Source organism: Lysobacterales bacterium (genome assembly GCA_014946745.1).
In the GTDB taxonomy this organism is placed as follows: Bacteria; Pseudomonadota; Gammaproteobacteria; order Xanthomonadales; family Xanthomonadaceae; genus Aquimonas.
The window spans coordinates 510,657-526,228 of record JADCRD010000002.1 but is presented as its reverse complement, the minus strand read 5'-3'; the positions used below and the strand labels follow the sequence as shown (position 1 = coordinate 526,228).

Below are 15,572 nucleotides of genomic sequence, written 5' to 3'. Positions count from 1 at the left end.
GCTCTGCGATGGCAAGACCGCTGGGAACCCTGGGGTTTCCTTTCGTCGCCGTGGCCGCGCAAGTGCCGGAAAAGCGTCGCCAAAAACGCAGAAGGCCCGGACGGGCCGGGCCTTCTGCGGACACTCAGACGTAGAACGCGCGCCGCGCTCAGCGCTCCGGCTGCGCCGACGGCAGGGTGCGCGGTGCGCCCACCACCGACAGGGTGAACTCACCCTCACCGGCGTCCAGGCTGCTGACCACCAGACGGCCGATGCCGTCCTCGTCCAGGGTCAGGCTCAGCTGCGAGCTGGTGCCGCCGCCGCTGTCGTCGTCGCTGGCTTCCTCGATCAGGCGATCGCCTTCCAGCACGCCCCACTTGAGGTAGGCGTCGAAGGCATCCGACTGCAGGCGCACGACCACGCGCTGGCCGGGGCGGCCGTCGATGCGGAACACCTCGAAGCGGGTCTCCTCGTCATCGAACGGGTCGTTCTGGTCGAGGGTGCCGCGCACCGAATCGCCGACGGCGACCGGCAGCACATTGATCGGGCGCTTGGCCGGCGGCTGGCCCACGAACACGGTGTACTCGCCGCTGGCATCGTCGGAAGCGCTGGTGACCTTGACCACGCCGCGGCCGCTGTTGTCGAGGGTGAGGAACAGACGGGCATTGAGGCCGGGGCCGCTGTCGTCATCGCTCACGCTGCTGGTGAAGCGGTTGCTCTGCAGCTGACCGAACTCGACGTAGGGGTCGAAGGCGTCGGCGTTGACGCGCACCACCACCTCCTGGTTGCGGCGGCCGGACACGGTCCACAGCGCGTAGGGACGATCGTCGTCATCGCGCGCCGAGCTTTCGTCCAGCGTGCCCTTGGTCTCGGTGTCGAGACGCAGCGCCTGCGGGCGGGCCGGTGCCGGCGCCGCCACTGCGGTCACGGTCAGGGTGAACTCGCCGGCGGCATCGGCGCTGATGCTGTTGGCGCGGATCTGCGCCTTGCCGGAGGCCGGCAGCGTGTACGTCAGCTGCGGATTGAGTTCGCCGCCGCTGTCGTCGTCGAACTTGCAGTCCTCGGAGCAGCCCGGGGCGGCCGTGCTGCCGACCGCGAGGAAGCCGTCGAAAGCGCTCGATTCCATCTTGACGCGGATGCGGTCGCCGGCGCGGCCCCTGTACTCGTACAGCGCGTAGGGCGTGCCGTCATCGGCCTTGGGCGCATCGGCGCCGAGGCTGCCGCTCACCGGAGTGCCGGCGCGGATGGCGGTCTGGGCCAGCGCAAGGCCAGGCAGGCTGGCCGCAATCAGCAGGCCGGGCAGCAGCTGCGCCAGACGCTTCATCGCCGGCGCGCGGGGGGATCGACTCATGGAGTTCACCTGGAGTGGGTCAAGCGGGAGAGGGGCCGCATCCCCTGCATGCGGCGACAGCGCGGTGCGCGTCGGCCGCCATTCTCGCAGAACCTTCACGGCCCGGCGCAGCGGCTGCGGACAGGCCCGGGCAGGAAATGACGGGCGGCGGGCAGTGCCGCCGGGCGGCGCGCCGAAGCGCAAGCGGGCCGACTGCGATCTCGGCAGGGTGCGCCGACTTCGCCCGTTTCAGGCCAAGGCCCGCAGCGGCAGCTCGGCGTGCTGCGGACGGGGCTGCCAGGGCGACCAGGCCGAGCTCAGGGCAGGCCCACGCTGGCTGCGTGGCGCCGGCCCGCTCAGGTCGAGAAAGCGGTTGAACAGCGCCTCCGCACGCGCCTGCTGGGCGTGCACCAGGCGCCGCGTTTCGGCTTCGATATGGCCGGCATCGTGGCCGAGGCCGGCGTGCTCCAGCTCGCGCCGATAGTGCGGCGTCTGCAGCCAGCGATCGATCAGCGTGGCGTTGGCTTCAAGGTGGAACTGCAGGCCATAGGCGCGCTCACCGTAGCGGAAGGCCTGCTGCTCGCAGTGCTCGGAGTGCGCCAATCGCTCGGCGCCCGCCGGCAGCCCGAATCCGCAGCTGTGCCACTGGAACACCGGCGCGCCGCGTCCGAGCGGGGCGAACACGGCATCTCGGCGCCCGGCCTCGGTGCTGTCGATGCGATACCAGCCGATTTCGGGCCGACGCAGCCGCTGCACCGGCGCGCCCAGCGCATGCGCCAGCAGCTGGGCGCCCAGGCAGATGCCCAACACCGGCAGGTCACGCTTGAGCGCGTCCTCGATGCAGCGCAGCTCGGTGCGCAAGTGCGCCCGCTGGCCCAGCTCCTCGACGTTCATCGGCCCGCCCAGGACGATCAGGCCGTCGTAGCGTTCGACCTCGGGCTCTGCGTCCGGGGCGCGCTCGAAGTTGACGAAGCGCAGCCGGTGGCCGCGTCGGCGCAGCAGGGCGTCGAGCGTGCCTGCGGGCTCGGCGGCGACGTGCTGGAAGACGAGGAAGCGGGACATGCGAGGGCGGCGGGCGGCGTGGCGGGTGCGGTGGGCTGATGCTGGGCAGCGCGCGCGCCCGCGGCAAATGAGCTTCGGTGCTATGACATGACGCGGGGCTTGCTGGCCCGCCCGCGTTGACCGTGCGGTGCCGGGCCTCGCCCGCCCGGCAGGTTCGTGCCAGGTGGGCGCGCCGGCCGCCGCAGGGGCGCCTGCGGCGCCGCGCCCGCCTTCAGCGCAGCAGCGCGCGCAGCGCCGCCAGCCGGGGGCTGTTGGGGCCCAGCGCGTTCGCCAGCGCATCGAGCCGCGCGGCGCGCGGTCCGGCCTCGCCCCGCGCCAGCGCCAGCAGCAGCTCGGCCTCAAGGCGTTCGTAGTGATCGCTGGCAAGGCTCTGCGCGTGCGCCTCGCAGCCGCCGACATCGCTGCTGTCGACGCTGGCCAGGCGACGCGCCAGCGCGTCCTGCAGGCGCAGACAGTGGCCGCCGCCGACCAGCCGCGCGGGCATCGCGCCCGGCAGTGCGGCCAGTGCGGACAGGCTCTGCGCGTAGGTTTGCGCCGCTTCGCTGGCGCGGCCGGCGCGGGCGAGTGCGGGTGCCAGCGCCAGCTGCGCGCGCGCCGTGAACAGATGGGCCGGGCCGAAGCGCCCCTCGAACAGGCCGATCGCAAGCCGGTACGAATCGACGGCTGCCGTGGCCTGGCCACGCGCGAGCTCGAGATCGCCGAGGCTCAGATGGGTGAAGCCGGCATCCGGCGAGTCGGCGCCAACAAACCGCGTCTGCAGGGCCAGGGACTCGCCCAGGAGGCGTTCGGCGCGCTGCAGGTCGCCGCGCAGGGTGAGCAGCTTGCCGAAGTTGTTGGTCAGCGCGCCGAGCGCCGCCGAGTCGCCGAGCACCGCGCGCTGCACCTCGAGCGCGCGCTCGAACAGGGCCTGCGCTTCGCCCAGCTTGCCCTCGCTGAAGGCGATCGCCGCCAGATTGTTCAGCACGTTGCCGACCTGGGTGCTGCGGCCCAGATCGTTGCGCTCGAAGCCGGCCAGCGCGAGGTTCAGCCGCTGGCGCGCCTCGGCCAGTCGACCGGCCTGGTAGTAGGCGGTGCCCAGATTGTTGTCGGCGCTGGCGGTCAGCGGGCTGTCGGCGCCAGACACCGCATAGCGCAGGGCGGCGGCGCGCTCATAGGCGGCCAGCGACTCCGGCACGCGTCCAAGCAGGCGCAGGCACTGGCCGTAGTTGCCCAGCACATTGGCGATCACACCGCGCTGGTCGGAGCGCTCGGCCTCCAGCAGGCGGATGGCCTCTTCAGCGCGCTCGCAGGCGCGCCCGGCTTCGCCGCGGCGCACGTCGACCAGGGCCAGATCGCCCAGCACCTGGGCGCGCAGGCTGTTCGGCGCGCTGCCGTCGTCGACCTCGACGAAGCGATCGAGCAGGGTGCCGGCGGCGCTGTAGTCCTGCAGATAGACGTAGAGCTCGCCCACCGTGGCCAGCACCAGCTGGCCGGCCGCCGGGTCGGTCGCGAAGGCGCGCTCCAGCTGGCCCGTGCTGTTGACCAGCAGGTCGCGCGCCGACAGCCGCGAGACGTCGCCGGATCCGGCCGCGGCCTCGCGGAACATCAGGCCCAGGTGTTCAAGCACGGCCTGGTAGCGCTGCGCCTGCACCTGCGCGGCATCGCGTTCGGCGGCGGTGGTGCGGGCCTGCCACAGCACGCCGCCGAGCCCAGCGCCGAGCGCCAGCGCGGCGGCGGCACCGAGCCCTGCGGCCAGCCGATGCCGGCGCAGCCACTTCGACAGGCGGTAGCCGAGGCTGGGCGCGTGCGCGCGCACCGGGCGGCCGTCGAGTGAGCGCCGCAGGTCGTCGGCCAGCGCCTCCACCGAGGCATAGCGGCGCGCGGGGTCGCGCTGCAGGGCCATCTGCACGATCGCGTCGAGATCGCCGCGCAGCCGCGCCCGCGGCACTTCGCCCGTCTCATGCCGGCTGGGTGGGTCGGCATCCTCCTCGCAGACCCGGCTGATGAAGCTCGCCCAGTCGCCGTCGAAGCCCGGATGCGGCGTGCGCCCGGTCAGCAGCTGGTAGAGCAGGGCGCCGAGCGCGTACACGTCGGTGCGGGTGCTGACCGGCTCGCCGCGCAGCTGCTCGGGCGCGGCGTACTCGGGGGTCAGCGCCAGCGCACGGGTCTCGCCCTGCTTGGCCTCGCGGTCGAGCAGCTTGGCGATGCCGAAGTCGAGCAGCTTGACCTGGCCGTCGCGGTTCACGCGCACGTTCGAGGGCTTCAGGTCGCGATGCACGATCAGCTGCGCATGCGCCTCGCTGACCGCCCCGCAGATGTCGAGGAACACGCGCAGACGCGTCTCAAGGTCGGGCTTGGTCTCGGCCGCCCAGCGGTCGAGGTCCAGGCCCTCGGCCAGCTCCATCACCAGATAGGGTTGGCCGTCAGGCAGCACGCCGCCGTCGATGAGGCGCGCGATCGCCGGGTGTTCCAGCCGGGCCAGCAGCTGGCGCTCGCGCTCCAGCGCCTGCTTGAAGCGCAGGTCGGAGTTGCGCAGCAGCTTCACCGCCGCGCGCTTCTCGAAGGCGCCGTCGGCGCGCTTGGCCAGGTAGACGGTGCCCATGCCGCCGCGGCCGATCTTCTCCAGCAGCTGCCAGGGCCCGGCCTGCAGGCCGCGACGGTCGGTGGTGCGCTCCTCGGTGACGCGCGCCGCCAGCCCGCCCAGCTTTGGCAGATCACGGTCCTCGGCGCCCAGGCCCTTCAGCAGATCGGGGTAGAGATCGGGGTGGATCTCGGCGCACAGGCGCAGGAAGTTGTCGCGCTCGGCGCCGTCGAGGTCGAGCGCGCGATCGAGCAGCGGCTCCAGCCGACGGAAACGTTCCGACAGCGAATCGCTCATGGCGCAGCACCGCCGTCGACGTCCTCGCCCATCGGCTGATCAAGCGCGATGCTGAGGAACGCGCGCGCCTTCTGCCAGTCGCGGTTGATGGTGCGCTCGGTGACCTCCAGCAGCTCGGCGGTCTCGGTGGCGGAGTAACCGGCGAAGTAGCGGTACAGCACGACCTGGGCCAGGCGCGGCTGCACCTTCTCCAGCTCGCTGAGCGCGGAGTCGACCTCCAGCAGGCGCGCCAGTTCGCGCGCATCCTCGCCGGGCTTTTCGTCGAGCTCGCGCTGCACGTGCTGCATGCGTTTGGCTTCGGCCAGGCGCGAGCGCGCGTGGTCGATCAGGATCTGCCGCATCGCCCGCGCCACCAGCGAGAAGAAGTGCGCGCGGTTGGCGAGGTTGGGGTAGTCGGCCCGGCGCAGCTTGAGGTAGGCCTCGTTGACCAGGGCCGTGGTCGACAGCGTCTCGCCCGGCTCCATCTGCCGGCGCTGCGCCCGCGCCAGCCGGCGCAGGTCGCTGTGCACCAGCGGCAGCAGACTGTCGAGCGGGTTCGGGTCCCCGGCCGCGGCCAGGATGGCGGTGATCTGCCCCAGAGGGCTGTCGTCTGCGATGCGCTCCATTCCACTCCCCGCGTGCGGCCGCCCGGACATCCCCCGCCGGATTGTGCCCGGCCGCCGCGTGAAGGGGAAAGGCGGAGAGCCGGAATCACCGGGGTCGCTACGGAGTTTTCGCGTCGCCAGCTTCGGGCGCCTCTGCTTCGAGCCGCGCCTGCTGCTCGGGCATCAAACGCCGCCCAAGTTCAAACACCGCCGAACAGGCACCGAGAAAGCCGAGGAATCCCCACACCCCGCCCTGCTGGATCACCTGTGCGGGCCAGATCGATGCGGCGATCATGTTCTTCATCGACTCCACGCTGAAGCCGATCAGCCAGTCGCGCAGCAGGCCTTGCGCCCACTCGGAGGCGTCGCCCATTTCCTGCAGGCTGCCCACGAAGGTCTGCGCTTCCAGCCGCAGAAACACCGAGAGGCCCACCAGCCCGTACACGCCCGCGCCCCACTGGCTCAGCTGGCGGTCCAGCAGGCGATCGATCGGGCCGCCGAGCGGCGCCGGCAGCAGGCTGATCGTGGCGGCGCCGACATAGGTCAGCACGAAGGCGCACCACAGCGGGATCAGCGGGTGCTGCAGCACGTCCAGCTCCGGCAGCAGTCGACGCAGCAGCAGCAGGCTGACGGCCACGGCGGCGAGCGCCGGCAGCAGGAACAGGACGCGCGAATCGCTGGACGTACTCCGCATGACCACCTCCAGTGCAGGGCGGAAAAGCATGCCAGCCTCGGGACGCACAGCGGCGCCCGGGGCGGATCCCGGATCAGGCGATGATGACCGGCCCAGGCGGTGCGCGTGACCTGGGTCTGCGGTGGTTGCGCGGCGGTGGCCGCGCGGCAAGCGTGCGGCCTACCGGATCAGCCGTCGGCGCGCAGCGATTCCGCGGGGTCTATCCGGGTGCTGGCACGTGCTGGCAGATAGGCGGCCAGCGCCGCCAGCACCGCCAGAAGCAGTGGCACGCCGATGAAGGCCAGCGGGTCGAGCAGGGTGATCCGGTCGGTGAACTGCGCCAGCGCGCGGGTCAGCGCAAAGGCCAGCGGCAGGCCGATGGCGAGTCCCAGTGCGATCTGCGTGCGCGCGTCGCGCATCACGGTGGCGATCAGACGTGCACGCGAGGCGCCGAGCGCGAGCCGCAGGCCGAGTTCGCGTCGCCGCTGCTGCACGCCGTAAGCCACGAGGCCATGCAGGCCGAGGCAGCTGATCGCGAGCGCGATCGCGCCCAAGGCCTGGGCGATTTCTGCGGCCACGATCAGCGGCAGCCGCTGGATCCGCAGCGCCGAGCTCACCCGCAAGGGGGCGCATTCGCTGCTGGATGTGCCATCGGCGCAGGCCCGGTACACCGCCACGATCGTCTCGGGACGGGTGTCGCTGAGGCGCAGCAGCAGGCTGGCGAGCGCGGGGTCGCCGATGCGTGCCGGCGTGTACACCACGGGCCCATCGCTGCCAGCGAACAGGAAGCCCGTGGCGATGTCCGGTACGACCCCGATCACTTCCACGCGGCGGGTCGACTCCAGGGTCTCGCGGGTTGCTTCGTCGGCGTCTGCGGGTTCGCCGTTCCAGACCTCCTTCTCTTCGATGAGATCCAGCGTGCGTCCCAGCGGATCCTCGCCGGGCCACAGACTCTCTGCGGCGCTGCGGGAGAGCAGCGCCACCGACCCCGACTCGTCCGGATAGGGCAGGCGACCGCGCAGGGGCTGCAGGTTCAACAGCCGCAGCCACTCGCTGTCGACCGGCCGGATCTGCGCGGTGAGGCTGAGCGCGGAGCCGGACGCATCGACGGTCCGGACGGCTCCCCGCAAGGGCTCGCCCATCAAGGGCATGTGCGAGCTCGCACCCACGGCTTCGACCTGCGGCAACTCCAGCAAGCGCTGCCGACGGAGTGCGGGCGCACTGCCCGCGGAGAGGCCAAGCAAACGCTCCGGCGCATAGCCGAGCGGCGTGTCCAATGCGTTCCGCGCATTCGCGGCGATCAGGCCGGCGACGACCAGCAGAAAGCAGCTGGCGGCGATCTGGGTCACCATCAGGCCACCGCGCAGTCGGGCCGCCGTGTTCGAACGCAGGCTCTGGCTCAGGCTCGATGCACCACCATCGAGGACGCTGCGACGGGTCACTGCCAGCGCCGGCAGCAGCCCGAAGGCGAGGGTGCACGTCACCGCCAGCAGCAGCGCCGGCAGCACGCTGTCCCAGCCCAGGCGCACCTCGACGAGGCTGGCGCCCAGCTCGGCGAGCAGGCCGAACACGCGTGCGTGCACCGGCGCCAGCAGGAGGCCGGCGAGTCCGAGCGCAAGCAGGGTGGCCGCCGCACCGATCAGGCCACACTCGACCAGCAGGCGCGACAGCAGGCGCGTACGGCTCGCCCCCAGTGCGCTGCGAACGCCCAGTTCACCGGCGCGCGCAGCGAAGCGTGCGAGCACCAGATTCGCAAGGTTGGACGAGCCGATCAGCAGCATCAGCAGCACGGCGATACCGGCCGGAATCGAAGCCAGCATCAGCTCCTCGCGATCGGCGGCGCCCAGGCGACCGAACTGCCGCTCGACCTCGATCGCGTCAAGGCGCATGAACTCAGGCCGCGCGGCCGAAAGCGCAGCGACCCCGCTCGCCAGCTGTTCTGTTGCGAGTCTGGCGGTAGCGTCCTGCGCCAGAAAGCCGCTCACTGTGTGCAGCAGGTCCGCCGGGCGCGCACCGAACAGATGGCGGTGGTCGACCTGACGGATGAAGTAGAGCTGGGCGATCGGATGGCTGCCGTTGAAGCCGCGATCGGCGACCCCGATCACTTCGAAGATCTGCCCCTCGATGTCGAGGCTGCGGCCCACGACATCGGGTGCGCGCTCGAACAGCTGCTCCCAGCCGTTCTCGCTCAGCACCACGCCGAAGCGATCGGCCTCGCGTCCGCTGCCGAACACGCGACCGATGCGCGCGCCTACGCCCAGCAGTTCGAAGAAGTTCTCCGAGACCGCAGCGCCCATGCCCTTCTGCAGGCGCGTGTCGACGAGCAGCGGGTGCCCCAGCGTGCGCACGCTGTAGAGACCCTCGAAGGCCGCTGGCGGTGATGCAACCAGAGTTTCCGCCTCATCGGCGTTGAACTGCGAGAACCGGGCCTGCTCCGCACTGCGCCCCTCCAGGCTGACCCAGCGCTCGAGGCGTTCGATGGGCGGCGACTGCAGGGCATAGGTCGCAAAGATCGCGTGCAGCAGCAGGGCCGCGGCCAGCGGCAGGGTGAGCACGCCCACCGCCGTCAGTGTGTACAGCGGGCTGCGGATCAGGCTGCGCGCGGCATAGCGCAAGTCACTGACCAGGGCGTCCACCCACGCCAGCCCCCGTGCGGCGCGCACGCCGTCGCGATGCAGTTCGAGCATGCCCAGCTCGATCCGCGCACGGCGCAGGGCTTCGGCGCGGTCCAGGCCCTGCGCCTCAAGCTCGTCGGCGCGGCTCTGCAGGTGGAAGTCCAGCTCGGCCTTGAGCTCGCGCTCGACGCGCGGGCGGGCGAGCACATCCTTCAACCAGCGCAGCAGACGATGCGGGCTCATGCGCGCAGGCTCCCGGGCTGGGCCGCGAGCACGGCGTCCATCGCCTCCACCAGCTGGCGCCACTGGCGGGTGTCCTCGCCGAGGCGAAGGCGTCCGGCCGCGGTGATGGCGTAGTACTTGGCGCGGCGGTTGTTGTCCGACACCCCCCACTCGGTGCTGACCAGGCCCTGTGCTTCCAGCCGGTGCAGAGCTGGATACAGCGCGCCTTGCTCGACCAGCAGAACGTCACGCGAGCTGCGCTGGATGCGGTGCAGCAGGCCCAGGCCGTGCTCGGGCCCGAGCGAAACGGCCTTCAGCGCGAGCATCTCAAGCGTGCCGGGCAGGACGGGCTGGCTCATGGTCTCACCTAGATCATTTAGGTGAGACCAGCGTACTCCTCTAAATTGCTGAGGGGAAGCGTCTCAGCAGCGGCCGGGGCGCATGTGCAGGATGCCGCCCATCGGCCCTTCAACAAAGACCACGCCTGCGCGACGGCCCACCACGGTCCAGGCGGCGTCGCCGCCGCCGAACAGGTCGTCATCGACATAGAAGACCGCGCCATCGCGACGCAGGGGAAACTTCGGTGGCTCCGAACCGATCGGCATCATCGATCGCGTATGCATGTAGGTGACGTAGTCGGCGCCGAAGTACCAGCGGAAGGCCTCGTCCACGCGCTCGCTGTCCAGCTCGGTCGAGACGCCGAACTCGCACCAGTCGCCGACCAGAACGCTGGCATCCGCGGCCTCGGGTTCGGTGTCTCTGCCGGTGCGCCTCGACACGGTCGGGTCGTTCACCTTGACCTCGCCCGAGCCCTCGCCATCGCAGGCGATCTGGCGGTACTCGTGGCCGCCGCCGGGCAGCGGGCATTTGTAGACCTTGGCCTCGGCGGCGCCGGAGCTGCAGGCCAGGACGAGAACAGCGAGCAGCGTTATGCGCATCGGTGCGACTCCGGGGAAGGGGCGCGGAGGATACGCGGACCGGGGCGCTCTGTATCGCCCTGCGCCGATGCTAAGGTGCCGGGCCCGCGCCAGCCGGCGCGCCCCCGAAACGGACAATCCTCATGCAAACGAACCCGGGCAGCGCGCTGATGATCGAAGTCGGCGCCGGCGAATTGATCGACAAGATCACCATCCTGCGAATCAAGCGCGAGCGTATCACCGACGCCGCCAAGCGGCACAATGTCGTCCACGAGCTGGGCGTGCTGGAGGCCGCAGGCCGCCAGCATCTGTCGCCCTCAGCCGAGCTGGCCCGGCTGGAATCCGAGCTGCAGGCGATCAACGAAGCGCTGTGGCAGGTCGAGGACGACATCCGCGACTGCGAGGCCCGCGCCGACTTCGGCGAGGCCTTCATCGCGCTGGCGCGCTCGGTGTATCGGCTCAACGATCAGCGTGCGGCGATCAAGCGGGCGATCAACCTGCACTGCGGCTCGGGCATCATCGAAGAGAAGTCCTATTCCGGCGCGCCTTGAGCCGGCCGCGGCAGCTTCGTCCTGACGGTCAGGTTCAAGGGGCGCTCGACCCAGGCCCGGGCGTGGCGCCGTCGCCGTCGCCCTGACCGAGCCGCGGCAACACGGACTGCAGCACGCGCTCGACGCTGAGCTCGGCGAGCACATCCACTTCGATGGCATCGAAGTCCCCGCGGCGGATGCCGGTGCGCTCGGCCGAGGGGTGCGGGCCGAACAGCGCGAGCCCGGGTCGACCGAGGCAGGCCGCGAGGTGGCTGGGTCCGGTGTCGTTGCCGACCACGAAGCCCGCCTGCCGCAGCACCCCGGCGAGTTCGAACCAGTCCAGCCAGCCCTGCTCGCCGAGCAGGCAGTCGCCTGGGATCTCGCGGGCGAGTGCGAGTTCATCCGGGCCGGGCGCTGTGACCACGCGGTGGCCGCGCGCCAGCAACTCCGCGGCAAGCGCGGCGTAGTGCGGCCAGCGCTTGTGCGGATGGCGCGCGGCGCAGCCGGGAACGAGCACCACGTAGCCGGGCTGCAGACCCTGCGCGCTCAGCAGGGACGATACGTCGGCCGCCATCCACGACACATCCGGTGCGCGGCTGTGGGTCGCTTCTACGCCGGCGGCGGCCAGCTGCGGGCCGAAGCCTTCGATCATCGAGCGCGGCTTGGGCCCCGGCTCGCGGCCGCTCCAGGGCAGGCCGCGCAGCACCCAGCGCCGGTACTGCGCCGTGCGTCCGGACTTCTGCAGATCGAAGACGCGGGCGAAGCCCTCGCGGCGCAGCGCGCGCGCCAGCTGCAGGTTCTCACCCAGCCGCCACAGCGGCGCGCGGCGGTCGATCAGCAGGCGATCCACGTGCGGGCAGCGCTCCATCAGACGCCGGTAGGGCGGCGTCGTCAGCAGCACGATCTCCCAGTCGGGGTGCGCCGCGCGGAGGTCGCGCAGGGCCCCATCCGCCTGGATCAGGTCGCCGAAGGCGCCGTGCTTGATGACCAGGAGACGCTGACCGGGCGCGACGCGGGAATCCTGGGCGGCAGACATCCGTCGTTCGACCGTGAGCTTGGGAGGCATAAGCGTGCCGGATTCGCTGCTCGCTGTGTCGCCCTTGCTGGCGCTGGGTCGGCGATCCCAGGCGCGGCCGATGAACCTGCCTGGGCGCACGGCCGCTGCCTGCGGAAGCCGCCTCGGCACCGCGCCGCTGCGGCTTCGACGCGCGCGCTCAGAGCGCCCGCATCGCAGGGGCGCTGGGTGCCCATGCGGCGAGCAGGGCCGCCGCGGAGGCGTGGCAGCGCGCCAGATCCGCGCTGTCGCCTGCATTCGCCGCAGCGCCGGCGAAGGCATCCCCGCAGACAGCGAGGTTCGTGTCGTGGCAGAGCAGCAGAGGCTCGGGCAGCGGATCGTGCATCCGCGCGTAGCGCCAGCGGTGCGCGCTGGCGTAGACGAACTCCGCTGCCGCAAGACCCAGCGGCTGCAGCACCGTCTCAAGCACCTCGGCGGGCGCGGCTTCCAGTAGGGACAGGCTCTGCGTGGCGTCCAGCTGCAGCACCCAGCGCTGCAGGGCCCGCCCTGTGCTTTCGCCGCCCGGCAGTGCGTCCTGCGAGACCAGCCGCGAGCCCTCGGCAGCGAGCCGCGACGCGTCGAGCAGAGAGGCCCCTGCCTCGTGTGCCAGCAGCAGGCTCCAGTTGGGCACGCAGGTGAGCGCGTGCAGCCGCTCGCTCCATCCCGGCTGCAGCGCAGCCAGCAGGGCGGCGCTCTGGGGAGCGGGCGCGGTCAGCACCAGCCGCTGCGCCTCGGCCAGCAGCACCGCGTCAGCATCCCACAGCTGCCAGCGCGTGCCGCTGCGCTCGATGCGCGCGACCTGGGCGCCGAAGCGCGCCGCGATCGTGCCGATCAGATGCTTGGGCAGCGCCTGCACCCGCGGATCGGCGGCGTTGAGTGGGTCCGTCAAGCCCAGGAACGGCTGGCGTTCGCGCGGCACTGCGCGCGCCCAGCCCGTGACGGTTTCCAGCGGACAGCCGTGGGCGAAGCTGCCGCTGTCCGTGCGCCGCAGACTGAGCCGCCCTCCGGGGCCGCGGCCCTTGTCCAGCACGGCCACCGAATCCCCTGCTGCGGCCAGCCCGTGGGCGATCAGGCTGCCGGTCAGGCCGGCGCCAAGGACGAGAGTGTTGACGCTGGGTCTGCCGATGCTCATCGCGGCAGAGTGGTGAGGCCCGCGTGCAGCGCCGGTGTAGGGGCAGCGATCTGCTGCCGCCGCGGCAACCGCTTAGCGCGGCAGGCCGGCGCAGCGCGGCAGCCTCCGCCGCGTGGGGAGATGCCCGCGCGCGGAGGGTAGGGCGGGTGTTCCACTCGACAGGCGTGGGCCCCTGACCGCCGCAGGACGAAGCAAGCGCTCACGCGCTCGCTTCGTCACCACGAACGCCCCTCGCGGCGCCAGCCGAGGGGCCTGCAGCTGCCTGTCGCGGCTGCGCGGCTGGCCTTTCTGTCTGCGCTACTGCCGCTCGAAGGCGCCCAGGTCCGGGGCGCGACCGCGGAACGGCAGGCCGACGTTCACGCCGGCATCGATCAGCCGGCTCGACGGCGCCAGTCGGAACAGATCATTGGCCGGCAGGGTGCCGTCCGGATTGCGTCGCTGGGTGGCCAGCGAGAGATCCAGGTTGACGAAATCGCCGCGGCCCACCGCGATGCCGTTCCAGGTGTTGTTCGAGGCATTGGCGTTGGAGACGCTGTCGCCCGAGCGGCCCTGCAGCGAGATGTTGTTGCGCAGGGTGTGGCGCTCACCCGAGTTCAGCGCGTTGCCAAAGCCGAAGTTGACGCCATTGCTGAAGCCGGTGTTGTTCAGCAGGGTCACGCCGCCGGCGTTGTTGTTCTGATCGAAGCCCTTGTTCGGATGCCCGAACGCCACCGAGTTGACGATGCGGTTGCGCTGCGCCTTGCGGTTGCCACCGAGCTTGAAGCCGTTGCCGTTGCCGTCGAAGCCACCGTAGCCCCAGACGTCGACACCGTTGCGGAAGGTCCAGCTGTTCTCGATCACCACCGGCTGGGTGCTGTCGAAGGTGTCGAAGCCATCGTCCGAGTTCTCCCAGGCGCGGCAGCCGAAGAAGCGGTTGCCCGGGCCCTGGGTTTGCTTGGGCGCGAAGCCGTCGGCCATGCCGCCCTTGTTCTTGGGGTCGTAATTCCGATACGCATCGGAGTTGATGACCGTGGTGTACGAACCGCCCTTGTTGATCTCAAGGCCGGTGTTGCGGTTGTCGTAGAACGCGGTGTTCTCGAAGGTGTTGTAGCTGCCGGTGACATAGGTGCCCTGATAGCCGGCGCGGGTGACGTCGATGCCCTTGAAGTACCAGTAGCTGCCGGTCAGGTGGAAGCCGTAGGAATCCTGCACCCAGGTGTTGGCGGGGAACTGGAAGTCGATCACCGCGCGTCCGCAGTTGGCTCCGACCAGATAGATCGGCGAGCCTGCGCTGCCGGACTTGCTCAGCGTGATCGTGTTCTTGGCGCCGGCGGTGTACGGGATGCGGTAGGTGCCGGGCTGCAGAAGCACCATCTGGCCGGCGGTGACGCGGCCCAGCGCGGCGGCCAGGCTCATCGGCGCGCGGAAGCTGGTGCCGGCGCCGTTGGCGGCACCGTCCGGAGTGACGTAGTACACGCGGCTCGCCCGCAGATTGCTGGTCTCGGTACCGCAGCCAGTGACGGTCTGCGCCTGCGCCGGCGCAGCCAGAACCAGAGCGGTCAGGCCGCTCGCGATAAGCATCTTGAACATGGGAATGCACCTGTTGGTCTTGTATGGGATCACACAGGCTGCTGGGCTCAGCCATGTCTGCCGGTGACCACCCCCCTCTGGGTGACCGGCGCGCGAACTGTACGGGCCTGGAATCGCCCGTCCCATGAACTGCGCAGCAGTTTTGGGGAGACGCCGGCGTATCGCTGCACTGCAGCGAAGTCGGATGAAAGGCGGGCAACTCAGGCCAAAGGCAAGGCTCCGAGCGCGCGGCCGGCATCGCGGATCGCCGCTTCGCGCGCGCCCTCGGCTGCGCAGCAGCGCATCGCGCGGCCGCGCGCGCAGCTCCGCGAGGCAGTGTCAGATCCGACAGTTACGCCGCTGCACCAGTGTCTGCCAGCATGCGCAACAGCTTCGGCCGGTCCCAGCGGTGTGCGCGCTCGGGCCGGCGTAGGCAGCTCTGCGTGGTCCCTGCCTGCATGCCCTTGGATTCACGGCCTGAGTTAGGCCGCAAGGCATGTCGCCTGCGACTCCGAGCCTGCACTACACGACGAGGACGCGGAGCGAGGCCGCGTCCTCTTTTGCAGCCGTTGAAGCAGCCTCTTCCCTCTGCATCCGCGCTACGCAAACGGAGTCACTCGCATGCCTGTCGATCCTGTAATCGGCGTCTTCATCGTGGTGAAGGGCCTCTTCAGCACGCCCAAGTTCGTTTCGCTGCCACTCCCCGCGACCGTGCAACAGGTCATGGACCTCACGCCGGGCCTCACCTACACCACCGCCCCAAGCCGAATCGTGCCCTCACGGACGATCGTCTCTTCGATCAGCTACCAAGGCAGAACCATTGCCAACAAGCTCGGCCCCAAGATCGGCCAGCCCGGTGAGCAGGTGCTGCAGTACCTGGTCAACGGCGCCTATCCGCCGGGCCCACGTCCCACTTTCCAGCAGACCCAGGTCAACTGGGGCGATGTGATCACCTGGTTCCTCTACACGGTGCCCGATCACCAGGTGCCGCGCGAAGAGCGAGTCTCGGCCTCGCCTGTGGCCAGCTGAGCAAACATGGGCTTCGGCGCTCTGTCCGAGCGTCGAAGCC

13 protein-coding genes are annotated in these 15,572 nt (G+C 70.7%); 2 read left to right on the top strand and 11 right to left on the bottom strand.

Going from position 1 to position 15,572, the window contains the following annotated elements:
* Positions 1-148 precede the first annotated feature (148 nt).
* The 8 genes from H4O13_14415 to H4O13_14380 all read right to left on the bottom strand — a co-directional run bounded on the left by H4O13_14415 (position 149) and on the right by H4O13_14380 (position 10,260).
* Positions 149-1,330, bottom strand: coding sequence for a hypothetical protein (locus H4O13_14415; GenBank protein ID MBE5316583.1), 1,182 nt, complete (start codon positions 1,328-1,330; stop codon positions 149-151).
* Positions 1,331-1,558: 228 nt separating this feature from the next.
* Positions 1,559-2,371 (bottom strand): type 1 glutamine amidotransferase, encoded by an 813-nt coding sequence (locus H4O13_14410; protein ID MBE5316582.1) that lies wholly within the window; start codon positions 2,369-2,371, stop codon positions 1,559-1,561.
* A gap of 211 nt (positions 2,372-2,582) precedes the next feature.
* Entirely contained in the window at positions 2,583-5,228 is a 2,646-nt protein-coding gene (locus H4O13_14405) for a serine/threonine protein kinase (GenBank protein ID MBE5316581.1), read from the bottom strand.
* Complete coding sequence (locus H4O13_14400) at positions 5,225-5,833, bottom strand: sigma-70 family RNA polymerase sigma factor (GenBank protein MBE5316580.1); 609 nt, start codon at positions 5,831-5,833, stop codon at positions 5,225-5,227. The genes H4O13_14405 and H4O13_14400 overlap by 4 nt, the downstream gene beginning before the upstream one ends.
* A 97-nt stretch (positions 5,834-5,930) precedes the next feature.
* Positions 5,931-6,536 carry a hypothetical protein gene (locus tag H4O13_14395; protein ID MBE5316579.1) on the bottom strand — a complete coding sequence of 202 codons (606 nt, stop codon included), beginning with the start codon at positions 6,534-6,536 and terminating at the stop codon, positions 5,931-5,933.
* Between the two features lie 137 nt (positions 6,537-6,673).
* On the bottom strand, positions 6,674-9,343 hold the full coding sequence (locus tag H4O13_14390) for an ABC transporter permease (protein MBE5316578.1): 2,670 nt from the start codon (positions 9,341-9,343) through the stop codon (positions 6,674-6,676).
* Positions 9,340-9,681, bottom strand: a complete 342-nt coding sequence (locus tag H4O13_14385; GenBank protein MBE5316577.1) for a PadR family transcriptional regulator — start codon at positions 9,679-9,681, stop codon at positions 9,340-9,342. Before H4O13_14385 ends, H4O13_14390 begins: the two co-directional genes overlap by 4 nt.
* A gap of 63 nt (positions 9,682-9,744) precedes the next feature.
* Positions 9,745-10,260 (bottom strand): hypothetical protein, encoded by a 516-nt coding sequence (locus H4O13_14380; protein ID MBE5316576.1) that lies wholly within the window; start codon positions 10,258-10,260, stop codon positions 9,745-9,747.
* A 122-nt stretch (positions 10,261-10,382) separates the two neighbouring features.
* Between H4O13_14380 and H4O13_14375 the strand changes: the two genes are divergently transcribed.
* Entirely contained in the window at positions 10,383-10,790 is a 408-nt protein-coding gene (locus tag H4O13_14375; protein MBE5316575.1) for a hypothetical protein, read from the top strand.
* A 34-nt stretch (positions 10,791-10,824) separates the two neighbouring features.
* Here H4O13_14375 and H4O13_14370 read toward each other — a convergent pair whose 3' ends face one another.
* The 3 genes from H4O13_14370 to H4O13_14360 all read right to left on the bottom strand — a co-directional run bounded on the left by H4O13_14370 (position 10,825) and on the right by H4O13_14360 (position 14,524).
* The gene (locus H4O13_14370; protein ID MBE5316574.1) at positions 10,825-11,805 is read right to left on the bottom strand and encodes a glycosyltransferase family 9 protein; all 981 of its coding nucleotides are present in this window, start codon (positions 11,803-11,805) and stop codon (positions 10,825-10,827) included.
* 178 nt (positions 11,806-11,983) lie between these two features.
* Positions 11,984-12,955 (bottom strand): NAD(P)-binding protein, encoded by a 972-nt coding sequence (locus H4O13_14365; protein ID MBE5316573.1) that lies wholly within the window; start codon positions 12,953-12,955, stop codon positions 11,984-11,986.
* 297 nt (positions 12,956-13,252) lie between these two features.
* On the bottom strand, positions 13,253-14,524 hold the full coding sequence (locus tag H4O13_14360; protein MBE5316572.1) for a right-handed parallel beta-helix repeat-containing protein: 1,272 nt from the start codon (positions 14,522-14,524) through the stop codon (positions 13,253-13,255).
* Between the two features lie 600 nt (positions 14,525-15,124).
* On the opposite strand from H4O13_14360, the gene H4O13_14355 reads away from it, so the two are divergent.
* Positions 15,125-15,532, top strand: a complete 408-nt coding sequence (locus tag H4O13_14355; GenBank protein MBE5316571.1) for a hypothetical protein — start codon at positions 15,125-15,127, stop codon at positions 15,530-15,532.
* Positions 15,533-15,572: the final 40 nt, after the last annotated feature.